The sequence below is a fragment of the Terribacillus sp. JSM ZJ617 genome (genome assembly GCF_044383785.1).
In the GTDB taxonomy this organism is placed as follows: domain Bacteria; phylum Bacillota; class Bacilli; order Bacillales; family Amphibacillaceae; genus Terribacillus.
In genome coordinates this window covers 1-26,942 of sequence record NZ_JBISEQ010000003.1, presented here as the reverse complement: position 1 = coordinate 26,942, position 26,942 = coordinate 1, and the positions used below count along the sequence as shown (strand labels likewise).

The following is a 26,942-nucleotide window of genomic DNA, read 5'->3' as shown; positions in this document are numbered from 1 at the left end:
CTAATCCAGTTTGGCGAATGCTTGCTGTAAATCACCAATCAAATCCTCCGCTTCTTCAATCCCGACCGAGAAACGAAGCAGACAATCGCAAATTCCTCTGGCCTCCCGTTCCTCAACAGGGATATCTGCATGTGTCTGTGTTGTAGGATATGTGATAAAGCTTTCCACTCCGCCAAGACTTTCGGCAAAGGTGATGATTTCCAGGCTGCGAAGGAATGGATCGACCCAGCTGCTTTCCTGGACACGGAAGGAAAGCATGCCGCCTTTTCCTGTATACAGGACGTCTTTGACTTTCGGCTCCTCTGCAAGATAACTTGCGATGCGCTGTGCATTTGCTTGATGCTGCCGCATTCGAAGCGGCAGCGTCTTCAAGCCTCGGATGAGAAGCCAGGAATCGAGCGGAGACAAGACAGCTCCCGTACCGTTATGCAATGCAGCTAACCGATCTGATAGCTCACTGCCTTTACTCACAACAAGTCCGGCTAAAACGTCGTTATGGCCGCCGATATATTTAGTCGCACTATGGATGACGATATCTGCTCCTTCTGTAAGCGGCTGCTGGTAATAAGGTGTCAGAAATGTATTATCAACAATTAGCAACAGGTCATGTGCTTTTGCCAATTGCGCATATGCAGCAATATCGATTTCCTGCATGAGCGGGTTTGTCGGTGTTTCAAGGAAAATTGCTTTTGTATCGTCCGTTATCAATGCTGCAGTCTCTTCAACGGAATGAAATGGCGCATATACCGGCGATACGTCATATGCATCTGAATAGAAATCAAACAGTCGATAGGTGCCCCCATAAATATCCTCTGGCACTAGCAGTGAATCGCCTGAACGGAAAAGGGATAATACAAGCTGAATTGCTGCCATGCCTGAGCTGCATGCAAAAGCTCGATCGCCTTTTTCCAGCATTGCAAAACCTTCTTCCAGGACAGTACGAGTAGGATTCTTCGTCCGTGAATAATCATACCCGGTAGATTCGCCGATTCCTCCATGTGCATAAGCAGTGGACAGATACACTGGCGGATTCACTGCTCCTGTTACTCCATCACTACGATTTCCTAACTGTACGAATGTCGTTTCCAAACTATTTCCCATACCGCTTCTCACCCTTCTCTTAAACAAAAAAAGAACCTTCTCCCCAAAAAGGAAGAAGGTTCAGTCATGACCGAATCAGCTTCTTATCTTTAAGGCGGATACCTTTTGGATTTAGCACCGTGTCTTCTCAGACTGGTTGCTGAGACATCACTGGGCCAAGTCCCTCCGTCTCTCTTGATAAGAAAAGTTCTATATAATTTTTATATTAAAGCTATGTTATCACAAAAGAATGTATAGTCAAGCATTATTTTAAATTTTCTGCCAAATGAATCTTTTACTAATGGAATTTTTAGCGTGGTCATGCCGATCAGGAAAAATAGCGATAAAAAATAGGATTGACACCTAGAACTTTTCGGTCTATCCTTTTCCTTACAACTGATATTTCTTATCGAGATTGGTGGAGGGAATGGCCCAGCGAAACCAAAGCAACAGGCTGCAAGGCGCAGTACTGTGCTAATTCCAGGTGTTTAACACTGAAGATAAGAAGAGCGGAAAATCTTTAAAAGACCCTCTTCTGCCTGGAAGAGGGTCTTTTTTTTGGACTTAATTCCGATTATTTTCATTGGAAATATCAAGATTGTTACAGGAGGTTGGAAAATGGAACAGAACAAGCAGACGCTTGCAGAAGTACATACGGAGCTGGAAGACAATTTCGCAGAAGTCGTGGAGTGGAGACGTTATTTGCATCAGCATCCTGAATTAAGTTTCCAGGAGACAGAAACCGCTCGTTTTATCGCCGACAAGCTGCGCAGCTTCGGCTATGAAGAACTCCAGACAAATATTGGCGGATATGGCATCGTCGCTACCCTATCAGGTAAGGCAGCAGGACCAACTATTGCACTGCGAGCAGATTTCGATGCCCTTCCGATAGAAGATGAAAAAGAAACAGCCTATCGATCCAAGACTCCTGGCGTAATGCATGCTTGCGGTCATGACGGCCATACCGCAGCACTGCTTGGAACTGCCAAAGCGCTGATCAAGCATAAGGATAGCCTGAAAGGTAAAGTGGTCTTTTTGTTCCAGCCAGCTGAAGAAGTACCTCCAGGCGGTGCAAAAGCGATGATTGAAAATGGTGCACTTGATGGTGTTGACTATGTCTACGGTGCCCACCTTAATTCGGCCGCTCCTATCGGAAAGATCGGTGTTGGCGAAGGCTTCAAAATGGCAGCAGTAGATAAATTCGCGATTACTATCCAAGGAAAAGGCGGTCATGGCGCAGCTCCTCATGAGGCTGTCGATCCAATTGTCATCGGAAGTGATATCGTCAGCGCCCTGCAAAAGATCGTCAGCCGCAGAGTCAATCCGCTGGAATCAGCAGTTGTGACACTTGGTGTGTTTCAATCTGGCCAAGCATTCAATGTTATTCCGGATACTGCCAGATTGGAAGGAACAGTACGGACATTCAATGCAGACATACGCCAGCAGGTAAGGAAACAAATAGAGTCCATTGTAGCTGGAATCGCAACTGGTTTCGGCGCAACCTATTCCATCGATTATTTGCATGGCTACCCTGCTCTTTACAACCATCCAGAAGAAACTGCACTTCTGCAGCGTCTTTTTAGCGAACAATTCGGTGAAGAACAGGTTATTCCACTTGAAACCGGTATGGGAGCAGAGGATTTCGCTTACTATCTGCAAGAGAAACCGGGAAGCTTCTTTAAAGTCGGCTCCCGCAATGACGATACAGGCACCCATTATCCGCATCACCACCCTAAATTCGACATCGACGAGCGAGCTTTGCTCATCACAGAAAAAGCATTCACGAAAATCGTATTCTCGTTATTGGGAAGCTAAGGAGGAAGTATATTGAATAAGAAGCTTGCACTTATATTATTCGGCCTGATGGCCACCATCGCCCTTTTCGGGTGCTCCAGCAGTTCCAGCAGCAGTTCCGACGCAAGCGGCGGAGAGCCCGTTGAAGGCGGCGACTTGAACGTTGCCATGACTGCTGATCCTGATACGCTTGACTGGATGTATTCCGGAGAAAGTGCCACCAGAAAAATTGGCTGGCATATTTACGAAGGTTTATTTGCACTAGATCATGATTATCAAGTACGCCCTTTGCTTGCTGATGATTATACCGTTAGTGAGGATAAGAAAACCTATACGATCACGCTTCGTGACGGACTTAAGTTCCATAACGGGCAAGACGTAACAGCGGAAGACGCAAAAGCATCTATCGACCGCTGGCTGAAGGTCTCCTCTGTCGGTAAGATCACTGCAACGCATGTTGATTCCGTAGAAGCCACGGATGACCTGACATTGGTCATTACACTTAACGATCCGTATACCGCTTTGCTTACTGATATGTCTGCACCAAAAGCATCTGCTGTCGTCCTTCCAGCTGACATTGCGGAAGCTGCAGGTGAACAACCGCTGACAAACGAGCAGCTAATCGGTACAGGTCCATTCAAATTTGATTCCTGGAAGCGCGGGAATGAGATTGTCCTATCAAAATTCGAAGATTATCAATCTCGTGAAGAAGAAGACTGGGGCGGTTTGACAGGTAAGAAAACCGCATACCTGGATACAATTCATTTCAAGATTGTAAAAGACCCGCAAGTAATGCTCAATGGTCTGAAGACAGATCTTTATGATTATGTACAGTCCATTCCGCTTGATTTATATGATGTAGTTGATACGACACCGAATGTTGAACCGGCTATTTCCAGCAATGGCTATTCCGTCATCACCCCGGATAAATCAGAAGCACCTTTCGATGATATCAAAGTCAGAGAAGCACTGCATGCTGCACTGGATAAAGAAGCCATTGCGAAAGCAACATATGGCAACAGCGAATTTTATAATCTGGACGGCGCCTTGTTCACACCAGATCAGACAGCTCTTTACTCGGATCAAAACATTGATAGCTTCGATGCTTTTGACCAAGATGAAGCTAAAAAGCTGCTTGAAGACAGCTCCTATGACGGTCAGCCGGTGAAGATCATCTTCTCCAATGACCATGCAGAGTATAAGAAAATTGCCGAAATCGCAGAACAACAGCTTGAGGCAGTTGGATTCAACGTCGAGCTGGAGTCCTATGAATGGGCAACTTACCTGGAAAAATGGAGCGATGGCGCTAACTGGGATATGGTCGTAGTCGGCTGGTCTCCTTTCTTCTCGCCAAACCAAGCCGGTGTAGTGAGCCAGGATTCCAACAGCAGCGGCTGGTACAACAGCGAACGCTGGCAGGAGCTGATCGCCCAGTGGGGTGAAGCAGAAGATGAAGTCCAGCAGCAAGAGATCCTCGCTGAGCTGAATCAGACGATTTATGACGAGCTCCCATTTGAGAAAGTTAGCAACCTTTCCACATTGGATGCACGTACTACCAAGCTTGAGGATTATGATGATTGGTATGGTCCTCGCTTCTGGAATACATGGAAATCACAGTAATGCCCCGAGAAAATCGCCTGCGTTACCGCTGGCGATTTTCTTCCATTTAAAATAAAGGAGTGACGCATGTGTTTAATTACACGATCCGAAGACTGCTTTCTGTCATACCGGTTATGCTAGTCGTCAGCATCATTGTATTCCTGCTCGTTCACCTAACGCCAGGAAATCCAGCCTTCATCATACTTGGTGAAGACGCTTCTCCTGAGGCTATTGCGCAGCTGGAAGAGCAGCTTGGATTGAATGAGCCTTTGTATATCCAATTCTTCGACTGGCTTAAACAAGTCATCACCGGCGACCTTGGTACGAGTGTCTATTCTGCCCAGCCAGTGACGGAACTGATCTTTGGCAACTTTGGACCGACAATCAGCTTGATGATACTGTCCCTGCTCTTTATTTTGGTCATCTCCATACCGCTTGCGATCCTGATTGTGTCCTTGCGTAAAACGATTCTGGATCCGTTATTTACTAACGCTTCCCTTCTCGGTGTATCGATTCCGGAATTCTGGCTTGCGATTTTGCTTGTACTCGTGTTTGGCGTAACATTCCCGATTTTCCCGGTTGCAGGCTATATGCCGCTTGCGGAAGGCTTTGGTCCATGGATTTATCATTTGCTGCTGCCTGCTTTTGTGCTGGCATTAGTGGAAATCGGTATCATTGCCCGGATGCTCCGCGACAGCATGCTTGATTCCGTGAACCAGGATTATACAAAAACAGCACGGGCGAAAGGCGTCCGTGAACGTGATGTATTGATGAAGCACGTATTCTCCAATGCGCTTATCCCGACAACAACTGTTCTAGGTGCCACAGTGGCTGGTCTGCTTGGCGGAACGGTTATTATTGAAACACTTTTTACCATCCCCGGGATAGGACAGCTGCTGATCGACTCGATTCACCGACGGGATTACCCTGTGATTCAAGGCGTCGTGCTATTCATCGCTGCAATCTATGTCCTGGTCAACTTGATCGTCGATCTTTTGTATGCATTCCTTGATCCGAGAATCCGCTATGACTGAGCCGAAGGAGGTACATACACGATGATGTCCAAGAAACGAAATATAATTGCACTTACTATTTTCTTACTCGTTGCATTGGCAACCATAACGGCAAATCTGTGGCTGCCGGTCTCCCCTGCGGCGATAGATGCCAACCAGCGTCTGCTTGCACCATCTGGCACCCATTGGTTTGGTACAGATGATTTTGGCCGGGACATCTTTGCACGGGTTATTGTAGCTGCACGCGTGTCACTGGCTGTCGGCGTCATAGTAGCCGTCGTAGCAACTGTGATTGGCACACTGATTGGACTTGTATCCGGCTATTTCCGTAGTACAGATTTCATTCTGATGCGGATTGTGGATGGCTTTCTCGCCTTCCCTGCCCTTCTGCTTGCATTAGCACTAGTTGCAGCTTTAGGTGGAAGCATTACAAATATCGTCATTGCCCTGACAATTGCCTTCTTCCCAGTTATGGCTCGAGTCGTACGCTCTGCCGTGCTGCAAATAAAAAACGCACAATACATTGAAGCTGCAAAAACAACAGGAACGAATAATATGGTGATCATTTTCCGGTATATCCTGCCAAATGTACTCTCTCCAATCATTGTGCAAAGCACATTCATCTTTGCTAAAGCAATCCTGGCTGAAGCAGCCCTGAGCTTTCTTGGTGTCGGAGTGAATCCGTCCACACCGACATGGGGAAATATGCTGCAGGAATCACAAATTTATATCACGATCGCTCCGTGGTTCTCGATCTTCCCTGGTATCGCGATCGTCATCACTGTATTATCATTAAACATACTTGGTGATGGGCTCCGGGATGCTTTTGATCCGCATAGCGTCAAGAAAAAACGGAAACGGAAACGAAAACCAAAGCAAACAGCACCAGCTGCCTAGAGGAGGTTTCATTATGCTAGAAGTAAATGATCTGCATGTACACCTGGATACGCCAGCTGGCCTCGTCAAAGCAGTTGATGGTGTATCCTTCCGACTCGAAGCCGGTCAGACAATCGGCATAGTCGGGGAATCGGGCAGCGGGAAAAGTGTACTCGCCCACTCGCTGACAAAGCTCAATCCGGAACCACCCGCTACATATCAAAAGGGTGAAATTCTGTTTGAAGGCGAGAATATCCTGACAATGGATAAAAAACGCCTGCGCAATTTGCGTGGAAAAGAAATCGCCATGATCTTTCAGGATCCAATGTCGAGCCTCAATCCTGTTTTCAAGATTGGCAGACAGCTTATGGAGGCTATTCAGACGCACCAGAAGCTGTCCAAAAAAGAAGCTCGCCAGAAAGCAATCGAGCTGCTGACAGATGTCGGCATCCCCGATCCGGATCGACGGATGCAAAATTATCCGCACCAATTTTCCGGCGGTATGCGCCAGCGCGTTCTGATTGCCATTGCACTGGCTGCCAGACCGAAGCTGCTTATAGCCGATGAACCGACTACAGCACTGGATGTAACAATCCAAGCTCAAATCATCGAGTTATTGAAAAGCATTCAGCAGAAATATGGTACCGCGATTATAATGATCACCCATGATTTAGGCGTTGTGGCAAATCTAGCAGACCGGATTCTTGTCATGTATGCTGGTAAAATTGTTGAATCCGGCAGTACAGCTGACATCTTCTATAACACGGCAATGCCATATACGTGGTCGCTGCTGCGCTCGATACCTAGACTTGATGCAGGTGGAACTGAGCGACTGCTCCATATCGAGGGGCATCCGCCGAATCTGATTCACCCACCAAAAGGCTGCAACTTCCATCCTCGCTGTCCATTTGCGAGAGAAGCATGCCTTCAGACTGACCCGCCGCTCTCGGAACGCGGAACAAACCATTTGGCTGCGTGTATACTCAGCAAGCCTGAATTCGATAAAGAAAAACGAGCTGTAGCCGAACGTAAAGGAGTGCTGCTGTCATGACTGCATTATTGGAAATAAAGGATCTTCACGTCCATTTCCCAATTAAGAACGGTGTTTTACAAAGGACAACAGGTCATGTGAAAGCCTTGAATGGCATAGATTTGACAGTAAAAAAAGGGGAGATACTAGGGATTGTAGGTGAATCCGGCTGCGGGAAAAGCACACTCGCCCGAAGCATCGTCGGACTGCAAAAGCCTACTTCTGGAGACATTCTTTTTGAAGGAAACACATATACAGACGCATCTGCCAAAGAGCTATACGAGCTGCGGCGCAATATGCAAATGGTGTTCCAGGATCCGTATACAAGCTTGAATCCGCGCATGAAAGTGAGCGAGAGCATCGCCGCTCCGCTTAAAGCGTACAAAAAGACCAAAAACCTTGAATCGCGCGTGAAAGAGCTGATGGAACTCGTCGGTTTGAATCCAGATGACCATTATAACCGGCTGCCTCATGAATTCTCAGGCGGTCAGCGCCAGCGGATTGGTATTGCCCGCGCTATTGCTCTGGAGCCGCAGCTGATCGTCTGTGACGAACCAGTCAGTGCGCTTGATGTATCCGTCCAGGCCCAAGTGATCAACTTATTCCAGGATCTTCAGAAGAAGTTGGATCTGACGTATGTATTCATTGCACACGACCTTTCCGTCATTAATCACATTGCTGACCGTGTCGCCGTCATGTATCTCGGCAAAGTGATGGAAAGATCCAATCGGGAATCCTTCCAGACACATGCACAGCATCCTTATACAAATGCACTGCTATCCGCAGTGCCGCTGCCAGATCCAGACAAAGAACGCGCGCGAGAACGCATCGTCCTAAAAGGAGAACTGCCCTCCCCTGCTAATCCGCCATCAGGCTGCGTATTCCACACTCGCTGTCCGAAAGCAACGGAGTTCTGTAAGACCAACGTCCCCATTCCGGAAGAACGAGGTGTACCTGGACAGGAAGTGGCTTGCTTCTTTCCAGTTGGAGCGGAGGAGAAAGCGAGAATTACGTTATAAATTGAAAAGCAACCTGCTTTGGCAGGTTGCTTTTTATGTACTATAACCATTCTTCCCTGGATTCATCCATAATCTTTCTACCCCTATCAATTTATAACCTTTGAACTCCATCCTATATAAATCGTTTAGACGATTGTAATAAGAAATCCAAGCCAACTGACTGTCATAATACCCCATCATCAAGGTCATAACAGCACCATGTGTGCCTATCGCTATTTTAGATCCTTGATAGGTTTTCAATAAATCCTCCAATACTGCTATAGCCCTCTTTTGACAAGCAGCATTCGACTCGCCTCCTGTTAAACAGAAGTTTGGATCAGCAAAAGATTTCTTCAACAAAGGTAATAGCTCCTTATCAGAAATCCGCGCATCACCGGAAATAAAGACGCGCTCCCGCAGATCTTCCATTTCATCTACTTCTTTTCCCGCATGTTCTGCCAAGCCTCGGATTGTTTCCACTGCACGCATGTAAGGACTTGAAGCAAAGACCTCTATCCCTTCGCTCTTTAAAGATTCGGCAATTTTTAAAGCATCCTGCTTTCCTTTTTCAGTCAAAGCTCTTGTTCTTTCATTACCTTCCTTAGGCGATTCACCATGTCTAAGAAAATAAATTATAGTAGTTATGTTTGCACCTCCAATCTTTAAATAACTTTTCAGCTCCAGGGCAGAATTCACTTAATCAAATACACTCTCTTTCCTCGGATTGCGCAGCGCTTCGAACAGCATCTTGATTTGAGCTTCTGTATTTCTTTTCAACGACAATGGCGGCAGCTCCGATTCACCAAAAAAGCCTATTTCACTTGTCTCCACGCTTTCCTGTGCTCCCCCGCCGACAATCTCGCATTGCAGGAAGATTTTGTAGTAATGGAACATTTGCGGTTTGTCGGTATGCTTATCTGAATCCAGCACCGCTAAAAGCTTCTTAGGTACAACATCGTACCCCGACTCCTCTTTGATTTCCTTTACAGCATTCTCACTGGCCGACAGCCCTACCTCACAAAAACCGCCTGGCAGTGACCACCGTTCATCCATCTTCTCTTTCACTAACAGAAGCTTCCCTTCCCGGAAAACAACACCGCGGATATCCAGCTTCGGGGTAGGGTACCCTTTTTCTGCTGCAAGTGTCTTCTCAACGTCCTCTGCCGACTGCTTCGTATAGTTAGCGATGATTTCCGCACTGAGCTGCTGCAATTCCTCGTATCTCTCCCGATCGAATACATCCTTTGAGAAATGCAGTCCTGCCTGGGAAATCGCCTGTATTCTTCTTGCCCATTCGAGCCATTTTTCCAAGACTATCACCTATTATCCCGTTATCGTATTTTATTCCTCGTCTACTAGTTTATGCACTAGTTCCTTAGCAGTGATAGGCTCTGCTAAATTTGGGTTTTGCCCGCACCATAAGGACATCATGTTTCTATCATTGTTTTGTGCAGCAGCGGATCGAATAGGCTTTGTCAATGTATTCTGGATAGGAAAGTCCGGCAGTTCCGTCTCAACTTCCCGCATTTCACGGATAAAATCATTTTCGATGCCTCTGGCCGCCTTGCCAGAGAAAGCTTTCGTTAATGTTGTCTTGTCTTCTTGCTGTCCCTCCAGAATTGCTTGCTTATGTAATGGGTTTGCACCGCTTTCTTTACACGTTAAAAATGCGGTGCCGAGCTGCGCTGCTTGTGCGCCTAAACAGCGAGCCGCACGAACACCGCGACGGTCCATTATACCTCCTGCCGCAATAACCGGGATATTCACTTGATCGACAGTTTGGGGTATGAGCGCCATCAGTCCAATCATGCTTTGTTCCACTCCAGCTAGGAAGTTGCCGCGATGCCCCCCTGCCTCACTGCCCTGAAGGACAACCGCATCCATTCCAGCTGCCTCGATTGCTAACGCCTCTGACAGAGTAGTTGCTGTACCAATGGTGTATATACCCGCTTGCCTTAAAGAGTTGATTACTACAGATGAAGGCATACCAAAAGTGAATGAGCAAACGGGGACCTTCTCTTCAATGATGACATCCACCTGTTTATGATAGATTTCTAAGATCTGTTCATAAGATGTGAATCCACTTTCCATTCTAGTTGAGCCTAGTTTATCTAAGAAGGGCTTTAGTGATTGTTGCGACCTGGCAATCGCGTCCTTCTTTCCTTTGTAAGGACTCGGTACAAACAAATTGATACCAAAGGGCTTGTCTGTACCAGCTTTCACTTCCCGTACTTGATGACGCGTACTTTCCGCATTTAGATAACCAGCACCAATCATCCCTAATCCGCCCGCTTCAGATACAGCTGTAACTAGTTCCGCTGTTGATATCCCTCCCGCCATAGGGGCTTGTATAATCGGATGCAGAATGGATAAAGATTCAAGTAAACGATTTGTCATTTCTTTTGCTCCTCCCTTTATAACCTTTGCACACATCATCGGTGGACCCTAACTATTCGAGTTTTCTTTTTCCCATTCACTCAAATACAACCTTGAAGTGACATTGTTTGGGTTATCTATTTTCGTGATAAGCTCCAGACTGTTGCCATCCGGATCATTAAAATGAATTTTCGCATGTGCCATTCCATCATGCGCCCATCACAAAAGGCTCATGAGGGCCAAAACCGAAAGCTTCTCTCGGGTGATATCCTCTTTCTTTTAACCATCCGGATGCAGCTTTTAAATTTTCCAAACTCACTTGAAATGCGACATGTCTGATGGATGGATGATGGGCAAGCTCTGCTTTATCCGATTCCCAAAGACCAAGCCAGCTATGGTCCTTTTTAATCCAAAAGAAAGCTAACCTATCTTCATGAATGTGGGAAAGCTCCAGTCCTTCATAAAACGTGATGGATTTTTTCAGATTACTAACTGGTAAATGTGCTTCGTACAAACCTTCTATCATTAGTTCCGCTCCTTCCTACCCAACTACCAATATATAACAAAAACTCTATTATAAAAATAGAGTCTGAGAATACAATGTAAAAAAGCGGCCATAACGGCCGCCGCTTTTAAGATCCATACCAGAATTTATTTTGTGACAGCACGCGATCATGACCTTCATCCCAGTAGTCTACTGTGTATGAATAATCATAGTTCATGATGCAGCGGATTCCGCTTCCCTGCGCATCGTGACCGATGCCATAGTTATGCGTAAATTCATGCTGTGCTGCGTATGCAGTATTTCTTGTTCCTTGATCAAGGTTTACACTAATCGCACTTCCGGAAGGTGCTCCGCTATAAACATATGCAATACCACCTGCATCAAATCGGCTGTCTCTTGTAAAACCAGCAACAAAATCATACCCGCGTCCATCCCAGTCACGCTGTAAGTCCTGTAGCAAAGCAGAGCTATTTGATCCGCTGGACGACCATTGTCCAACAGCCTCGACGACGTAGTCCACATCATGATCACGGTTGAAAGCATTGTCTGCTTGTTCCACAATTGAAATAATCCTTTGCTGCCAATCCGGATAAGCAGCTCGATATTCTTCATCGGCAACAGCCAGGACTGTCACCTTTTGGCTGCCTGTATCCGCTATACTAAATCCGCCTGTATTACTTTCTGTCCGGTGTTTTTCCACTTCTTTTCCTTTACTGTTAAACTCGACTACATCCGTTGATTGCTCAATAGACGGTGCAGACTCCAAGTCTTTGAAATCCCCTGCTTTAGGGAGCTTGTCTCCAATATGGTCAAAACCGACTGTTTCATGGTTATGCCCATGATCATGCACTGCGTCAGCTAACGATACAGAAGGGACTGATAATAAGGACGTGATAAGCAGAGCTCCAGCAAGAATCGATTTCTTTTTCATATGAATCCTCCTTAAATAGATTTAAAGTAGAATTCTATGATTTTCTGTCAGATTCCTGTCTATCTGGATTGGGAAAGAAAGGCCTAGTTTGTCGGGAAAAGATAGCTTTTGTCACCCTCCCTTTACAAGGTTTTTGACAAAGATATACTACATACTAACCAAAGCAATCCAAAACCTGAACTAATCTAGGAAACTCACTCTCTGCTGCATAGGATTATTTCAATGCAGCAGCTAATTTAGTAAAAATGACACCCAGTGCATGCGCGCCTGCATCCGGATAACCAAGACTGCGCTCTCCTACCGTTCCAGCACGTCCCATCCGTGCAACGATTTCCTTCGTATTCTCCGCACCAGTAACAGCAGCCTCTGCGCCTTTTTTGAAGGCTGTCTTTACATCTTCATTAGCTGCAGCACTCTGCTTCCAGCTATCCGCACATGGTGCGAGTGCATCAATCAATGTCTTATCCCCGACCTCAGCTCCGCGACCAAAGGAGCGTTCTCCAATATCCTGGATTGCCGTTACGACATGCTGCAGGATATCTGCGAATTCTGTTACAGTGAGCTCTTTCTTCTCACCAGCTGCTTTTCCGGCAGCACGGAACGCGCCACCCCATATTGGTCCTGAAGCACCACCGCAATGCTCCATGATCACCATGGAAGAGGCATCAAGGAAGCTGCCAATCGTAAGGTTGTCTTCATCAAGAATATGTTTCCATTCCCGTTTCAATTGACGGAAGCCTTTTGCCACACTATTACCGAAATCCCCATCTCCAGCGTGGGTATCAAGCTTGTTGAAGGCAGCTTCATTTTCAATGATAATTTCGCTCATTTTATCCACTAAGTAGATGATGTTTTCCAGTGTAATAGAGTCCTCTTTTACTTGTGCATACGCGCTGTCTGTTTCTACCTGATAAGAAACATCCGCATTGTCTGCTGCTTCCTTAAAACTGGAAAACGCTGGCTGCTCCACAGGTCCGTCAATCTTGAGAGCTGGTGTATCTGATTCACTGGAGAGCAGAGTGCGCAGCTCATCATCAAGTGACATAATCGTTACCGACACACCTGCCATATCGATACTAGTCATATAGTTGCCTACGAATATCCGATTTATTTTGATATTCCGTTCAGCAAGCTCACGATTGACAGATTGATTGAACAGATACAATTCTTGTAATGGTGTTCCGCCAAATCCGTTAATCAATAAAGCCGCATCTTCCTCTGGCTGTCCTTCCTTCAGCAGATCCTCGACCATCCGTTTGGCTAATTCGTTGGCTGATAGAACCTTTTCCCGTCGGATACCAGGTTCCCCATGGATACCGACGCCATACTCCATTTCATCCTCTGCAAGCTTGAAGGTCGGTTCACCACCTGGCAATGTGCAGGATGTCAAAGCAACACCGATACTGCGTGTCCGAGAGACAGCTTTTTCCGCTACCGCTTTTACCTGCTGTAAGTCACGCCCTTCAGCCGCAGCTGCTCCAGCGACTTTATGTACAAGTACGACTCCAGCAACACCACGTCTTCCAACTGTATACAGACTATCCTCCACTGCGATATCATCATCTACCTTCACATGATCCACTTCCAGCCCATCTTCCTTAGCGAGGTGGGCCGCGTTCTTGAAGTTCATAATATCCCCGCTGTAATTCTTGATGATAAGAAGCGTACCTTTCTCTCCTGCCGTCTCCTTGATAGCTTGATAAACTTGTATTTGGGAAGGCGAAGCAAACATATCGCCACATACCGCTGCATCCAGCATGCCTTCCCCGACAAAGCCTGCATGGGCAGGCTCATGCCCGCTTCCTCCCCCACTGATTAAGGTAACCTTATTTGTCTGTAATTGTTTTCGTTTGATCACTTTATACTTCTTCAATAATTCGAGTTCCGGGTGAGCCAATACCAGCCCGTGACACATCTCCAGGACAACATCCTCTGGTCGGTTAATGATTTTTTTCATTGGTTATCCTCCTCTAATACAAAGCGAAAGTGTCTTTCTACCTCCAGCTTAACAGAACAATCCAGCAATTGCACAAACTAGGTTGACAAGTCTGAATACTTTGTTTACAATCACTAAAAAAATAGTTTTCTTATCAAGAGAGGCGGAGGGACTGACCCAGTGAAGCCTCGGCAACCGACTGTTACCAGCACGGTGCCAATTTCAGAAGGATATTACATCCTGAAGATGAGAAGCGTGAACGGATGGTAGTTACATACCCGCAGCCCTTCTCTTTTATGGAGAAGGGCTGTTTTCGTACACTCTTGATAAGTGAGCTGCTGGAGGGTAAAGGATGACGAAAGTGAAATTTGCATATTGGGTACCGAATGTGAGCGGCGGGCTAGTCATATCCAAGCTGCCGCAGAAAACGGACTGGAGTTTTGCAGCGAACAAACGCTACGCGCAAATCGCTGAGCAGAACGGCTTTGAATATGCCCTTCTGCAAACACGTTTTATCGCAAGCTACGGCGCTGATAAACAGCTCGAAGCAATAACCCTCGCCTCTGCCCTAGCAAGCGTCACCGAAAAATTGAACCTAATCTCGGCAGTCCATCCAGGTCTTTGGCATCCAGGCGTCTACGCCAAAATGCTCGCTACACTGGACCATATTAGCGGAGGTCGCGCCGCTGTCAATGTTGTCAGCGGCTGGTTCAAACAGGAATTCATCAGCTACGGCGAGCATTGGCTCGATCATGATGAACGATACCGGCGTTCCGAAGAGTTCATCCGTGTGCTCCGGGCATTGTGGGAGGAAGAACAAGCTACCTATCGAGGAGACTTTTACAGGCTATCAGACGCCCCTTTGAAACCAAAACCAGAAAAGCAGATTCCGATATTCCAAGGCGGCAATTCCGATGTGGCTCGTGACATGGCTGCTCGTGTTTCCGATTATTATTTCATGAACGGCAATACACTCGAAGGCTTCCAGCAGCAAATCCAAGACGTGAAAGCCCGTGCAGCCAATCAAGGCCGTGATGTAAAGTTCGCTGTAAACGGCTTCGCCATCGTCCGTGACACAGAAGAAGAAGCTGTATCCCTGCTTCGTGATATTGTGAGCCATGCCGATACGGAAGCAGTCGAAGGCTTTCGTGAGTCCGTCAAGGACGCTGGTCAAGCAACCCAAAGCAAGCAAGGCATGTGGGCAGACTCTTCCTATGAGGATCTTGTTCAATATAATGACGGTTTCAAAACCGGTCTGATAGGTACGGCAGAACAGGTAGCTGACCAGATCATTCGTCTTAAACAAATTGGTGTTGACCTCGTCTTAACTGGCCATTTCCATTACGAAGAAGATCTGGAGCGCTTCGGCCGTGAAGTCATTCCACTTGTACGTGAGAAAGAAGCAGCACTGGAAGATGTGACACAGCCCATTTGATATGGGCTGTTTTAACTTAATAAGCTTCCATGATAGCAGATTATTTATACTATTTTTTTAGCTCTCTATTTCTTTCACAAAAATAAAACTAGATTTTCCTCGTTTGTTTAGAAGCAAATCATCTCTTAGTATTTGGCTTCATTTGAAACTCCTTATACTCATTACTTGAACTTCTAATCTTATTTATTTCAAAAACCTACATTAAAAGTCCCGTTTCGCAATCTATCTCTATGTTAAAATAAGTGAACATGCTTTTCACTCTATCAATAAGGAACGGGAAACGATATGAATAAAAAGGACATCGCAACGATTCGCAGGCAATTTAAAAAAGGCAATGATAAACTTAAAATCTCTGATATTTTCAACGTATATATCATGAAAGAATCCAGTGACATCTATCATCACGAAAGTATGCCGTTTGGCATGCTGGATGAAGATCAACAGGAGTTGTTCTTGGGCAATTTCAAAAAAGTACTAGCAGGTCAGCCTGATGAGAAACTATTTGAACTGAAATTCAAACGGGATGTGGAGGACAGCAGCCAATTCATCCTGCACCGCGGCTTACTAACAAATGATGTAGAAGAATGGACGAACGACATGCTGAAGCTTGTTGCTAAGATGCTGGAAGACAGACAGTATGAGCATGATGTGGTCATCTCATTCATCAAGGCAGAATACCTGAAAGCCCAGAAACGCCAGGGTGATGATCAAGAGGAAAGCGCCAATGATACAATGTACTCCCACTCCTTCCTGCTATGCAGTATCAACAAGACACAGGAACCGAAAAAAGAATTGGAATTTGATTATGTGGAAAGGGAATTCAAGTACAATGTCACAGTAAATCCTGTTATCAATCTGCAAGCACCGCTATCAGGATTCTTATTCCCATGCTTCAACGACAGCGCCGCTGATGTGAATCATGTGCTCTACTCTACAGCAAAAGCATTCGAGCCAGACACGGCATTTATCGAGGATGTTTTAAATGCTGAAGAAATCATGACTGCAAGAGATGATAAAAGTGTCTTTGAAGAGATAGTCAAAGATATAACTGGCGATCAGCTTAATACCTCTGCCCTTGCTAGTGTATATGAGGAAATCAATCGTGTAGTAGAAGAAAATGAAGAAGATGAAGCACCGAAGCTTGATAAACAGGATATCCAGCGCGTCCTGACTATGAGCGGCGTAGAAGACGTGACCCCGGAAAAAGTAGAAACTGCTTATCAAAAGGTTATTGACGATGAGAAATATGAAATGAAGGCAACCAGTGTATTGCCGAAGTACAATTCCAAATCCATTAAAATCAAAACGAAGGTTGCCAATATCGCAATAAGCCCAGAAGATCTGCGTTATGTACGGCAAGTTGTTTTCAATAACAAACGCTGTATTATGATTGAGGTTGAGGAAGACACTGTTATTGAAGGGTTTAAGATGGCGGAGGAAGCTTTGGTCAACAAAGTAAATGAAGAATAAGCAGAGTTCATCGGAACTCTGCTTTTTGTTTTGCTATGAGCGTTCATATAGTTGCTCTTTCCTATCAATAAATAGTCGGAATCATTCCTCCATCCATACGGATTGGTGATCCCTTAAAAGCAGAAGCATATGGACTGCACAAGAAAGCAGCTAGTCTTCCTACCTCGGTTGGTCTGATAAATCGCTGTATGGCAGATTGGGGTTGATTATGGATCATAAAATGTTTTTCTTTTTCTGCAAATGTCATCTCTTCATTAGCGTATATTCCCTCGATAATTTGCTGCACATTTTCAGAAAGAGTAGGCCCAGGCATAATTGTATTAATTGTAACTTCGGATCCTTTTGTCAGCATTGATATGCTTTTAGCTAAGGATAAAAGCATAGATTTTGTCATACCATATTGAGGCATCAGCCCCGAAGGCATTATGGCTTCCTCACTTGCTATGAAGATAATGCGGCCATCATTCTTTTCCAACATTTTTGGCAAATAATATTTGGACAAGCTATTTGCAGCTAGTACGTTGGTACGGAAGTATTTCTCCCATATTTCATCGGTTATATCTTCGTATTGCATAATTTCATAGATACCCATGCTGTTAATTAAAATATCTACATAAGGAAACTTTTCTAATAATGCTTCTCTTTGTTGCATATCAACAATGTCGGCTGCAGCATTTTGCGGAGAAGTTGTGGGATAAGCTGATTTGATTTCCTTGACTATTTGTTCTGCTTCTTCGTTATTCCGACCATTTACAAGCACGTTTACTCCTTCCTTAGCCAGTTCTAATGCAATTGCCTTCCCTATGCCTTTTGTAGAACCAGTAACTAATGCAGTTTTATTGTTTAATCCCATTTCCATTTTTATTTCTCCTTTGATATCATTTTAAGCTGTTTCATTTTATGTTCAGCTCGCCATTTCAAGGGTGTATTTCCTTCCCAGAATCGGAATGCCCGATAGAATGAGCTTTGATCTTTATAACCTAAAAGAAAAGCTACCTCTTTAAGATCTAAAGATGGATCTGCTAAATATTCCCTTGCCTGCTTGTGGCGCACATCTCTTACTAGTTCCTTAAAGCTGGTTTGTTCACCAGTCAGCCGCCGTTGTAAGGTTCGTTCGCTCATACCCAACTCACCTGCTACATCTTGTAAGTCTAGTTTTTCCTTCGTTAAGCTGCGTTCTAAAATCCACTTAACTATTTCCTTCAAAGAGTTACTGCGTCTATGCTTTTTTAATGTTTCGTCCAATACTGGGGTTAAAATCTTCAGTAATTCATCATTGTAAGAAACAAATGGATGATCAAGTTCTCTTCTATCCAGTATTAATCGGTTGCGTTCTGCCCCCACTTGAATAGGACAACCAAAGTAATTCTCAAGCACTTGTACGTGAATCATTGAGTGTGTAAATTCTACTGAAGTTGCTTTTATAGGTAACCCAGTGCCGCGACGTCCTAGTTCCAGCAGAAATACAAGTAATGTTCCAATCAGTACTAGCGGAATAGGTTGATCGGTGTTCTGCCAACCAATTTCAATCGTGCATTTCCTTCCTTCTTCTACAATTCGAATATTTTCCGGAGGGCACATTTTTTTGTAACGGGCCATCCTGTTAAGAGCATCTCTGTAGTCACGAGCATGATAAGCTGCCAGGACAGGTGGTGGATATTGAGTAGTTTCAATGACTTGGGGAAGCATAAGCATTCCATCTTCTTTGTCCCCCATAATGTCGGAAAAAGCTCTCCATATAGCGATATATTGTTCCGTAGTCACCTCTGAATCTGTGATCACAGTGAGTGGCATTTTTGCTTTTCTAACTACCTCTTGAGCCGAAATCCCAAGCTGTGTAAATCCTGCCCAGAGTCCATCCGGAATCCTAATATAACTATGTAAAGTCATATATGTACCTCTCTATCTATCAACCCATTATTGCAGATAATGAATCAGCATGATCAGTTAAGGCGATAGTAATTTTTATTTTAAATATTTTTTCTAATTAAGTAATTAGCATTCAGCGACAATACACTTGTAATAGACGTCAATATTACGCTACACATAAATGGTTACCTTTCTAAATAAGTGTACTTTATTAAAAGGATGAATTTCTGTGTTATTTTAGATGCGTGTTGTTTAATGAGAATAGACTTTGATCCTTTAGTTCCAAACAAGATACCCTCAATGGTTGTAAACCTAAGCTGACGCTCAGCAACAGTCACAGCAATCATGAATAGTGTCCTTATTAATACAAACAAGGATGCTGCGCGTTGCAGCATCCTTGTTTGTATTAATTAAGCTTTCGCTTTCTTTCTCTTAAAGATAAAGAGAACTGCACCTGCTGCAAGCAACACTGCTCCCGCCAGCATGTACGTATACATATTCGTAGCGGTTTTTGGAAGCTTACTTCCACTGCTGATCGGGCTAGTTTTGTCATCAGAAACGTTTACAATACTGCCACCTGAGTTGCTGCCGTCACCGCCATTATTTTGACTGCTCGGCGGTGGTGTGCTGTCTTTATCGTCTGGATTATCTTTATCTTCGTCTGAAGGTTTATTATCATCTTTAGGATCTTCCTGTGGTTTGTCCCCTGGATTCTCATCTTGATCATTACCATCATCATTTGGATCAGGGGTTACTGGAGTTCCTGGATCCTCTGGTGTTTCATCATTCGGATCTTCGGCCGGAGGTTCTGCCGGTGCTGGATCAGCTCCTAATAAATCAGTAATACGACCTTCGATGACAGGATCAACCACACCATTCAAATCTTCCACCATGTAGTCACGGAGTTGTTCCCAATCTATTTCACCAAGATCCTGTACACGTCCCTCTGCATACGCTTGGGCGAATACCTCATAACCGTCCCCGCCTTTGGCAGTGAAGTTATTGGTTGTTACCAAATAGGTTTGGTCAGAATTGATATCCACATATTCCTCACCACTTTTCACTTGCATGCTTACAACACGGGAACCTGCTTCCTTCGTGCTGTCATAAGCAAATTTCATACCGGAAACCTGCAGGAAACCGCCGCTTTCTTCCGGTGCCAGGCGAACACTGTACTCCAGAATCTGCTTGATTTCATCTCCAGTCAATTGCACAACTGCTGGGTCATTTCCAAACGGTAAAACTGTAATAACTTCACCGACTGTAATCGGCCCTTGATCGATTGCTGCCCGGATTCCGCCGCCATTTTGCATAGCAATGGATACTTCCGGCATTTTTTCCTGTGCTTTAGTGAGCATTGCATCTGTAATTAAGTTACCTAGTTCCGTTTCGTTTGCACGCACGCTGACATCACTGTCAGTAAGTCTTGGGTTGGTAAGAGGTTTTTTTGCTACTGCACCTGTCTCTTGATTAGATAACTGATCAACTTCCGATTTATAAGCACTAAGTGTGTTAAGTGCTTCTGGATCAGTTTGTTTCTGTGTTACATCGATTAAATGGCCAGAGGATCCGGTTACAACCCCTTGCTCGTTAAAGTTTACATCAAGCTCTCCTAGATATTGCGCATACTGATATGCTTGTACAATAACTGTCGGATCTTTTGCAGCACCATTTTCATCCGTCGTAACGACAGTCGGCTCGTTTAACTGTGTATGAGAATGACCGCCAACAATGACATCAATCCCGTCAACCTGCTCTGCCAGCATCAAATCATTACCGACTGAAGGGTTGCTGTCATAGCCAAGGTGGGAGATGGCAACGATTTTATTAACTCCCATATCTTCAAACGCTGCAACTGCCCGCTCTGCTTCGGTTGCATAATTCGTGATTTTTGCAGCACCTGGGCTGGATGTCATCAAAGTCTCTTCCGTAGTGAGCCCGAAGATACCAACCTTCTCGCCGTTTATTTCTTTCACCATTCCATCGTATACAGTGCTATCCTGCGCATCTTCTGTAAACGTGCTGCTCACTCGGCCACCGGCAAAAGGATCAGCAGATAAGTCTACGTTCGCAGACACAAATGGGAAGTTCGCACCTTCAATAAATTTATTCAAAGAAGCATGACCGTTCTCACTGGAACCAAGATCGAACTCATGATTACCGAATGTCATTGCATCGATATCCATCATGTTTAAAAGTGCCAAATCCGCCTGCCCTTGGAATTGGTTGAAATAAAGTGTCCCAGAAAAAACATCTCCGGCATTAAATAACAAAGCCCCTGGCTTATTTTCCCGAACTTCTTTTACCGCTGTCACCATATTCGCCAGCGGCTCTACACGCGCGTGCGTATCATTCATATGCATGATCGTCAAAGAAAAATCTTCTCCATTTTCATCAGCTGCGTATGTACTAGTCGGTAGAACTATCGATGATAGAATAGCAATAATTGCGGCAGTACGCAGTGGAAAACGGTAACGCTTCTTACCTTTCATAAATAGATACCCCCAAATTTTTAGTGAATCCCCGACAATATACACACTTATCCACCATGCAAGATTGTCGACTGTTCTACATAATTGTAGAAGTATACTATTAATTTATCATTAAAATATTGTGAATAATATATATAATTTCTAAGTTTTATGTTTATAAAATAAAAAGCTAGACGCTTCGTGGCGTCTAGCTCATAAATAGAAGTTTATTCAGCCTCCGTTAACTCCTTCGCAGCTTCGTAGAAGATTTCGGTTGCCTTTGCAATGTGTTCTGAATCAGACCATTCCTCAGGACAGTGACTTAGTCCCGCCCGACTCGGTATGAATAGCATGCCAACATCTGTAAAGTCAGAAAAGATCATTGCATCATGTCCCGCGCCGCTATTGATGGAGCAATATGATACATTACTTTCTCTGCTCTTATTTTCTAGAAGTGTACGGATGTTTTCATTTAATGCTTTAGGCTGGATGTACAACTGCTCTTCAGCCAATATCTCAATCCCATCCATTTGATGCGTGTTTAAGCATTCCTTCATCTTGTTAATCACATTCCGTACATGTTCTTCTTTCCCTGACCTTAAATCGACTGTGAATACAACCTTGTCAGGAATCACATTAGCTCCATTTGGAAACACATTCAGCCGCCCTATAGTGAGAACCGTGCCGTTCCCTTCTTCCACAGCAAGCTCTGGCAATTGACTGATGATTTTGGCTGCTGCTATCAAAGCATCCGCACGACGGTCCATTGGAGTGGTCCCTGCATGGCCTGCCTGCCCTTTGACCGTCACTTCATATTGAGTCAACCCAACGATTGCATCAACAACACCGATAGGAATATTCTTTTCCTCTAAGATCGGCCCTTGCTCAATATGGAGCTCGAGGAAAGCTTTCATCGTTTTGGAGTCTCTTCCCTTTGGTAGCGAAGGGTCCAGCCCTATTTTTTGCATCGCTTCTACTGTAGAAACTCCATCCCTATCTTTAAGGCTAATAAAATCGTCTTCACTTAGCACTCCAGTAATTCCTCGTGAACCCATCAGCCCTCCGCCAAAACGGGAGCCTTCTTCTTCCACTAATGCTACAATTTCGAGCGGATACTTAGGTTTCAAATCATATTCTTGGAAAAGATTCGCAACCTCGAGTGCTGCCACCACTCCAGCTGGTCCGTCATACGCTCCTCCGTTTGGTACGGAGTCGAAATGGGAACCGATCATTACACTAGGTGCATCCTCCAGAGTGCCCTCCAGCTTTCCGAAAATATTGCCGAACCCATCTTCCGTTACATTCAATCCTGATGCTTTCATTTGTTTTTTAATATAGCTGCGGGCCTTTACATCCTCTTGGCTGTATGTGAGCCGAGTCGTACCATTTCCAGGTGTTGCTGTAAACTTTTCTAATGCTTCTATATGCTGTTCGATACGTTCTTTTGTTTTACTCAAGCTATTCTCTCCCTATTACAAGAAACCAACAAAGATTCCTGCTAGTATGACTGACACGATGGTTACTGTGATAAAGCCCCCGACAAGCATTGGCGGCAGCATCCGGCTTGTTAATACTTCTCTTTCTTTTTCATCTTCGGTCAAGGACTTGATAACTTCGTTTGTGATAATGTAATCAGCCGGGAAACCGTAAAGAGCGGTCAAGGAAACCGCAAATGCCATATTCTTGCTTACTCCTAAAATTTTACCTGCAATAAAGGAGAAGATGTACATGCCAATAACTCCGATAACGATAGTTCCAACCAGCGGATATAAGATCTGAAGCATCATGCTTGGTGTAGCCTGGTTCAATCCGTCAAATATGAAGAGCATCAGCACTAAGATTGCAATTCCAAATCCATTAGCCTTTTGCAAAGCTTGCTTTTCAAGGAAACCGACACTAGAGGCAATAACTCCGAACAACAAACAAAGGACGAATGGACTGACTGCGAATAATGGTGCCACCAGAGTTGATACAAGATAGGCTGCATAAGAAACTAGTGCCAGCTTGAAGAACTTAAGGAAATCCGTGTTGTATTTTTCAGGCAATCTCCATTTGGATGGTGCTGCTTCCACAGTAGCAGCTATTTCTTCTTTTGCTTTATCAGTCACGTCCACCTGAAGCTCTCCATTCCGGTAAAGCTTCAACAGTCTTTTCCCTTCTTTCTTCAATACAAAAGATGTAATCGGATAGCCGGCAAACCCTTGCATCACGTAAATGACGATAGCAAACACCGCTAACGACGAAAGACCTGCCGCACTAGCTGCATCAGACATGATCAGGGCAGAAACTACTCCGCCGACTAAAGGCGGAATCGCTACGACCATTGTTTCAAAGCCATAAATAAGTGTTCCAACCGATAGCAGCAAAACAACGATTCCCAAAATACCAGACAGTGCAATCACAATCGTTTTCCACTGCGCTTTCAATTCTTTAACTGACAGCAATGTCCCCATATTGGTAATCAAAAGGTACATCATCATCGTCGCCACAACTGGAGGAACACCAGCCACTGCCACGATATCTGCAGGGAAGAAAGTCCAATAACCTACAAGAAATAAAATTGCACAAATGAATATAGATGGCACCCAAGCCTTCGTCCGAACCGCAACTAAATCACCAATAAATAAAATAAGGGTAAGTATGACTAACGCTAGCATTTGTGACATGAGGGGTCTCCTATCTTCTTGCTGTATTTTTAAAACAATTGAATAGTTAATATTCAAATAAAGACATGTATGAATGATAATATATTTCAAGTTTTCAGTCAATTTAAATTTTTCTTTTCATTATTTTTGGATACCCTTTTACAATTTGAGTCTTTCCGTATTATTGTTCCTAACAACACTTTTTTCTGGATTCTCTTTCCCTATTATGAAAGGACAGCATGCACAAATTCTCAGCATTATGGAGTGTTATATACACTAGTCATAGGATAGTTTTACTAAATTGGAGGTCGGGTATTGTAGCTAAGATGCATGATAGTAAACAACTTTTAATTAGGAGGCAACCATGGATTATATTAATTTAGGAAACTCCGGTCTTCGAGTTCCAAAGTATATACTCGGAACGATCCCATTCAGCGGTACGAATGGCTTTGAAGCTGCCGGTAATGTAAAAGAAGATGAAGCACGCAGAATGGTGGATATGTCCTTAGAGGCTGGGATCAATATGTTTGATACCGCGAACCTTTATTCCGAAGGAGATTCAGAACGCGTACTAGGTGCTGCTATCAAGGGACGCCGGGACAAAGTTCTAATTAATTCGAAGACAGGCTTCCAACTAGGAGATGGCCCAAACAATGGAGGGGCTTCGCGCATTAATATTGAAGCAAGCATCGATCAATCGCTGCAAAGACTTGGTACGGATTACCTTGATTTATACTTTGTCCATCTATGGGACGGACAGACACCAGTCGAGGAAACAATTGAAACGATGACGAACCTCATTAGAAAAGGAAAAATCCGTTACTGGGGTGTTTCTAACTACAGCGGCTGGGCACTTGCGAGAACTTTCACTGTTGCACAGCAGCCTGGATATATCCCGCCAGTCACGCAGCAAATCTATTACACACCAGAAGCTCGTGAATCAGAATATGAGCTGCTTCCAGCAGGAACAGAACTCGGCATTGGCAATATGATTTGGAGTCCGCTCGGTGAAGGACTGCTAAACGGTAAGATCGGACGGAATAAAACTGCGCCCGAAAACACCCGCCAAGGCGGCGGTTGGTCAGAGCCTTATGTGCAGGATCAGGAACGACTCTATAAGGTGATTGATGCACTGGAAGAAGTAGCAGCAAATCATAATGCTTCTGTGCCGCAAATCGCTTACGCATGGGTCAGAGACCGTCCAAACGTAGGGCCGATTGTTATTGCAGCTCGCAATGAAGAACAATTGAAGGAAAACATTGCTTCATTCGAAATAAAACTAACACAAGAAGAGCATGACCTTATTGAATCAGCAGCCCGTCCAGTACCAATTTACCCGCTCTGGCACCGCGCTATGAGCAGCTTTGAAAAAGGAAGCCCAGCGGAAATGACTTATTTGCAGGGGTATAAGCAGTCGATGGGATTGGATGGCTAATCCTAAACATAGAGATCTCAGCTCTAAAGCTGGGATCTCTTTATTTGTACTGACTCTTTTCAACGCAAATTACTTTATCGTAATACTAATTGGCACTGACTATTTCCTATCATCTATTAATATAAAGAAACAGCACTATGACAAAAAGTCATAGTGCTGTAGATAGTCTATTATTTATTCCACATCTTCCATTGCATCTGGATACACAGTTTCACCAATAACTTCGCCGCTTGCTTCATCTTCTATAGAAATAGTTATAGAATATTCATCAGGATCAGCTCCGTTAAATAGCTGGTACATCATTCCGGACATACCTAACCCTAAACTAGCAAATCCATCCATGCTATTCTCATAAGCTTCTTTATCCACTACCATAGTAAATGCGGAGAAATCTTTGTTATAGCTGATATCTTTAATTGATGGATAGTCACCGCTTGATACCATCTCAGCAGTGGATTTATCAAGTTCAGCACTCATTTCGTCCATCAATTTTTTATGTTCTGATTTAGACATCTTATATGTATAAGACCCATCGTCGTTTGCTGTTACTTCTATTCCCTCTTCTTTTGCATCTGCTATAACATCTTCTGCGCTTTGCCCTTCAAAAAACGAAGCCGGCAAGGATACTTCAACGCTAAGCAGGTTTTTATCCACTTTAACCCCACCTTCTTCGTCACTTGCCTCACTTGCTGAAGCTTTTGCTGTTTCCTTCTCTGAGCTGTTCGAAGTATCATCATTTGATGAGCACGCTGCAAGAAAGGTAAGTAATAATAAGAAAAGAATATAAGCCGTTTTTTTCATTTGTGTTTCTCCCTTCGTTTAACTTTACTAAAATCTTTTTTTCCACAAAAAAAGACTTCAGAAATTCTGAAGTCCTTATCATCGCTTGGCAATACGATGATCTGTGTGATACCGGTGGCCGGGGTCGAACCGGCACTCCTTACGGAACACGATTTTGAGTCGTGCGCGTCTGCCAATTCCGCCACACCGGCATGTTAAAAGTATCTATGGAGGCGGCAACCGGATTTGAACCGGTGATCAAGGTGTTGCAGACCTTTGCCTTACCACTTGGCTATGCCGCCAATTAAATGGAGCGAAAGACGGGATTCGAACCCGCGACCCCCACCTTGGCAAGGTGGTGTTCTACCACTGAACTACTTTCGCATACAAGTCAGGCTAAAAGGATTCCATAGGAATCCCAGCCTGTTTACTTGGCTATAGCCTAAAGCTATATGGAGGGCGATCGATGGGAATTGAACCCACGAATGCCGGAGCCACAATCCGGTGCGTTAACCCCTTCGCCACGACCGCCATGATACATATGTTATGGCAGGGGTAGTAGGAGTTGAACCCACACCGACGGTTTTGGAGACCGTTGTTCTACCATTAAACTATACCCCTGTGGTGGAGGGAGTAGGACTCGAACCTACGAACCCGATGGGAGCGGATTTACAGTCCGCCGCGTTTGGCCAACTTCGC

At 44.6% G+C, this 26,942-nt stretch carries 20 protein-coding genes, 5 tRNA genes, 2 pseudogenes and 3 riboswitches; of the genes and pseudogenes, 9 read left to right on the top strand and 18 right to left on the bottom strand.

The window, feature by feature from the left end:
* Window positions 1-1,101, bottom strand: a complete 1,101-nt coding sequence (locus ACH6C1_RS11640; RefSeq protein WP_374077252.1) for a methionine biosynthesis PLP-dependent protein — start codon at window positions 1,099-1,101, stop codon at window positions 1-3.
* 80 nt (window positions 1,102-1,181) lie between these two features.
* Window positions 1,182-1,285: riboswitch (SAM riboswitch) on the bottom strand.
* A gap of 198 nt (window positions 1,286-1,483) precedes the next feature.
* Window positions 1,484-1,587: riboswitch (SAM riboswitch) on the top strand.
* Between the two features lie 111 nt (window positions 1,588-1,698).
* Between ACH6C1_RS11640 and ACH6C1_RS11635 the strand changes: the two genes are divergently transcribed.
* From ACH6C1_RS11635 to ACH6C1_RS11610, 6 genes are all read left to right on the top strand, one after another.
* Window positions 1,699-2,895, top strand: a complete 1,197-nt coding sequence (locus ACH6C1_RS11635) for a M20 metallopeptidase family protein (protein WP_374077250.1) — start codon at window positions 1,699-1,701, stop codon at window positions 2,893-2,895.
* Window positions 2,896-2,907: 12 nt separating this feature from the next.
* Window positions 2,908-4,494: an ABC transporter substrate-binding protein gene (locus ACH6C1_RS11630; RefSeq protein ID WP_374077248.1), complete on the top strand. Its 1,587-nt coding sequence runs from the start codon at window positions 2,908-2,910 to the stop codon at window positions 4,492-4,494.
* 68 nt (window positions 4,495-4,562) lie between these two features.
* Window positions 4,563-5,507 (top strand): ABC transporter permease, encoded by a 945-nt coding sequence (locus tag ACH6C1_RS11625; protein ID WP_374077246.1) that lies wholly within the window; start codon window positions 4,563-4,565, stop codon window positions 5,505-5,507.
* 21 nt (window positions 5,508-5,528) lie between these two features.
* Entirely contained in the window at window positions 5,529-6,383 is an 855-nt protein-coding gene (locus ACH6C1_RS11620) for an ABC transporter permease (protein WP_374077244.1), read from the top strand.
* Window positions 6,384-6,396: 13 nt separating this feature from the next.
* A complete protein-coding gene (locus tag ACH6C1_RS11615; protein ID WP_374077242.1) occupies window positions 6,397-7,413 on the top strand; it encodes an ABC transporter ATP-binding protein in 1,017 nt (338 codons plus the stop codon).
* On the top strand, window positions 7,410-8,411 hold the full coding sequence (locus ACH6C1_RS11610; protein WP_374077240.1) for an ABC transporter ATP-binding protein: 1,002 nt from the start codon (window positions 7,410-7,412) through the stop codon (window positions 8,409-8,411). The genes ACH6C1_RS11615 and ACH6C1_RS11610 overlap by 4 nt, the downstream gene beginning before the upstream one ends.
* A gap of 33 nt (window positions 8,412-8,444) precedes the next feature.
* On the opposite strand, the pseudogene ACH6C1_RS11605 reads toward ACH6C1_RS11610, so the two are convergent.
* From ACH6C1_RS11605 to dhaK, 6 genes and pseudogenes are all read right to left on the bottom strand, one after another.
* Window positions 8,445-9,035, bottom strand: a pseudogene (locus tag ACH6C1_RS11605) (histidine phosphatase family protein).
* Between the two features lie 51 nt (window positions 9,036-9,086).
* The gene (locus ACH6C1_RS11600) at window positions 9,087-9,701 is read right to left on the bottom strand and encodes an NUDIX hydrolase (RefSeq protein WP_374077238.1); all 615 of its coding nucleotides are present in this window, start codon (window positions 9,699-9,701) and stop codon (window positions 9,087-9,089) included.
* 30 nt (window positions 9,702-9,731) lie between these two features.
* Window positions 9,732-10,787, bottom strand: coding sequence for an NAD(P)H-dependent flavin oxidoreductase (locus ACH6C1_RS11595; protein WP_374077236.1), 1,056 nt, complete (start codon window positions 10,785-10,787; stop codon window positions 9,732-9,734).
* A gap of 48 nt (window positions 10,788-10,835) precedes the next feature.
* Window positions 10,836-11,292: pseudogene (locus ACH6C1_RS11590) on the bottom strand (VOC family protein).
* 106 nt (window positions 11,293-11,398) lie between these two features.
* Window positions 11,399-12,202, bottom strand: a complete 804-nt coding sequence (locus ACH6C1_RS11585; protein WP_374077234.1) for a zinc-dependent metalloprotease — start codon at window positions 12,200-12,202, stop codon at window positions 11,399-11,401.
* Window positions 12,203-12,416: 214 nt separating this feature from the next.
* Window positions 12,417-14,159: a dihydroxyacetone kinase subunit DhaK gene (gene dhaK / locus ACH6C1_RS11580; RefSeq protein ID WP_374077232.1), complete on the bottom strand. Its 1,743-nt coding sequence runs from the start codon at window positions 14,157-14,159 to the stop codon at window positions 12,417-12,419.
* 127 nt (window positions 14,160-14,286) lie between these two features.
* Window positions 14,287-14,391, top strand: a riboswitch (SAM riboswitch).
* Window positions 14,392-14,490: 99 nt separating this feature from the next.
* Here dhaK and sfnG point away from each other — a divergent pair.
* Together sfnG and ACH6C1_RS11570 are read left to right on the top strand one after the other, a co-directional pair.
* The gene (gene sfnG / locus ACH6C1_RS11575; RefSeq protein WP_374077230.1) at window positions 14,491-15,573 is read left to right on the top strand and encodes a dimethylsulfone monooxygenase SfnG; all 1,083 of its coding nucleotides are present in this window, start codon (window positions 14,491-14,493) and stop codon (window positions 15,571-15,573) included.
* Between the two features lie 285 nt (window positions 15,574-15,858).
* A complete protein-coding gene (locus ACH6C1_RS11570) occupies window positions 15,859-17,043 on the top strand; it encodes a DUF4317 domain-containing protein (protein ID WP_374077228.1) in 1,185 nt (394 codons plus the stop codon).
* A 64-nt stretch (window positions 17,044-17,107) separates the two neighbouring features.
* Here ACH6C1_RS11570 and ACH6C1_RS11565 read toward each other — a convergent pair whose 3' ends face one another.
* The 5 genes from ACH6C1_RS11565 to ACH6C1_RS11545 form a co-directional block, all read right to left on the bottom strand.
* On the bottom strand, window positions 17,108-17,902 hold the full coding sequence (locus ACH6C1_RS11565) for an SDR family NAD(P)-dependent oxidoreductase (protein ID WP_095223631.1): 795 nt from the start codon (window positions 17,900-17,902) through the stop codon (window positions 17,108-17,110).
* 2 nt (window positions 17,903-17,904) lie between these two features.
* Entirely contained in the window at window positions 17,905-18,933 is a 1,029-nt protein-coding gene (locus ACH6C1_RS11560) for a helix-turn-helix domain-containing protein (RefSeq protein WP_374077225.1), read from the bottom strand.
* Between the two features lie 389 nt (window positions 18,934-19,322).
* Window positions 19,323-21,404 carry a bifunctional metallophosphatase/5'-nucleotidase gene (locus tag ACH6C1_RS11555; RefSeq protein WP_374077223.1) on the bottom strand — a complete coding sequence of 694 codons (2,082 nt, stop codon included), beginning with the start codon at window positions 21,402-21,404 and terminating at the stop codon, window positions 19,323-19,325.
* Between the two features lie 206 nt (window positions 21,405-21,610).
* Window positions 21,611-22,840 (bottom strand): Zn-dependent hydrolase, encoded by a 1,230-nt coding sequence (locus ACH6C1_RS11550; protein WP_374077221.1) that lies wholly within the window; start codon window positions 22,838-22,840, stop codon window positions 21,611-21,613.
* A gap of 15 nt (window positions 22,841-22,855) precedes the next feature.
* A complete protein-coding gene (locus ACH6C1_RS11545) occupies window positions 22,856-24,049 on the bottom strand; it encodes a hypothetical protein (protein WP_374077219.1) in 1,194 nt (397 codons plus the stop codon).
* A 343-nt stretch (window positions 24,050-24,392) separates the two neighbouring features.
* Here ACH6C1_RS11545 and ACH6C1_RS11540 point away from each other — a divergent pair, with 343 nt between their 5' ends.
* Window positions 24,393-25,463 (top strand): aldo/keto reductase, encoded by a 1,071-nt coding sequence (locus ACH6C1_RS11540; RefSeq protein WP_374077217.1) that lies wholly within the window; start codon window positions 24,393-24,395, stop codon window positions 25,461-25,463.
* A gap of 174 nt (window positions 25,464-25,637) precedes the next feature.
* Here the strand turns inward: ACH6C1_RS11540 and ACH6C1_RS11535 are convergent, their stop codons facing one another.
* The 6 genes from ACH6C1_RS11535 to ACH6C1_RS11510 form a co-directional block, all read right to left on the bottom strand.
* Window positions 25,638-26,264: a hypothetical protein gene (locus ACH6C1_RS11535; protein ID WP_374077215.1), complete on the bottom strand. Its 627-nt coding sequence runs from the start codon at window positions 26,262-26,264 to the stop codon at window positions 25,638-25,640.
* 109 nt (window positions 26,265-26,373) lie between these two features.
* Window positions 26,374-26,455 (bottom strand) — tRNA-Leu (locus tag ACH6C1_RS11530).
* 16 nt (window positions 26,456-26,471) lie between these two features.
* Window positions 26,472-26,545, bottom strand: a tRNA-Cys gene (locus ACH6C1_RS11525).
* Between the two features lie 7 nt (window positions 26,546-26,552).
* Window positions 26,553-26,627: transfer RNA gene (locus ACH6C1_RS11520), tRNA-Gly, on the bottom strand.
* 73 nt (window positions 26,628-26,700) lie between these two features.
* Window positions 26,701-26,775: transfer RNA gene (locus ACH6C1_RS11515), tRNA-His, on the bottom strand.
* A gap of 15 nt (window positions 26,776-26,790) precedes the next feature.
* A tRNA-Trp gene (locus tag ACH6C1_RS11510) sits at window positions 26,791-26,864 on the bottom strand.
* Window positions 26,865-26,942 lie beyond the last annotated feature (78 nt).

What these genes read in the sequence shown, in the direction of transcription:
- ACH6C1_RS11640 (WP_374077252.1), bottom strand. Translation starts at nt 1,101, where the DNA reads ATGGGAAATAGTTTGGAAACGACATTCGTACAGTTAGGAAATCGTAGT.
- ACH6C1_RS11635 (WP_374077250.1), top strand. Translation starts at nt 1,699, where the DNA reads ATGGAACAGAACAAGCAGACGCTTGCAGAAGTACATACGGAGCTGGAA.
- ACH6C1_RS11620 (WP_374077244.1), top strand. Translation starts at nt 5,529, where the DNA reads ATGATGTCCAAGAAACGAAATATAATTGCACTTACTATTTTCTTACTC.
- ACH6C1_RS11615 (WP_374077242.1), top strand. Translation starts at nt 6,397, where the DNA reads ATGCTAGAAGTAAATGATCTGCATGTACACCTGGATACGCCAGCTGGC.
- ACH6C1_RS11610 (WP_374077240.1), top strand. Translation starts at nt 7,410, where the DNA reads ATGACTGCATTATTGGAAATAAAGGATCTTCACGTCCATTTCCCAATT.
- ACH6C1_RS11595 (WP_374077236.1), bottom strand. Translation starts at nt 10,787, where the DNA reads ATGACAAATCGTTTACTTGAATCTTTATCCATTCTGCATCCGATTATA.
- ACH6C1_RS11585 (WP_374077234.1), bottom strand. Translation starts at nt 12,202, where the DNA reads ATGAAAAAGAAATCGATTCTTGCTGGAGCTCTGCTTATCACGTCCTTA.
- dhaK (WP_374077232.1), bottom strand. Translation starts at nt 14,159, where the DNA reads ATGAAAAAAATCATTAACCGACCAGAGGATGTTGTCCTGGAGATGTGT.
- sfnG (WP_374077230.1), top strand. Translation starts at nt 14,491, where the DNA reads ATGACGAAAGTGAAATTTGCATATTGGGTACCGAATGTGAGCGGCGGG.
- ACH6C1_RS11570 (WP_374077228.1), top strand. Translation starts at nt 15,859, where the DNA reads ATGAATAAAAAGGACATCGCAACGATTCGCAGGCAATTTAAAAAAGGC.
- ACH6C1_RS11565 (WP_095223631.1), bottom strand. Translation starts at nt 17,902, where the DNA reads ATGGAAATGGGATTAAACAATAAAACTGCATTAGTTACTGGTTCTACA.
- ACH6C1_RS11560 (WP_374077225.1), bottom strand. Translation starts at nt 18,933, where the DNA reads ATGACTTTACATAGTTATATTAGGATTCCGGATGGACTCTGGGCAGGA.
- ACH6C1_RS11555 (WP_374077223.1), bottom strand. Translation starts at nt 21,404, where the DNA reads ATGAAAGGTAAGAAGCGTTACCGTTTTCCACTGCGTACTGCCGCAATT.
- ACH6C1_RS11545 (WP_374077219.1), bottom strand. Translation starts at nt 24,049, where the DNA reads ATGTCACAAATGCTAGCGTTAGTCATACTTACCCTTATTTTATTTATT.
- ACH6C1_RS11540 (WP_374077217.1), top strand. Translation starts at nt 24,393, where the DNA reads ATGGATTATATTAATTTAGGAAACTCCGGTCTTCGAGTTCCAAAGTAT.
- ACH6C1_RS11535 (WP_374077215.1), bottom strand. Translation starts at nt 26,264, where the DNA reads ATGAAAAAAACGGCTTATATTCTTTTCTTATTATTACTTACCTTTCTT.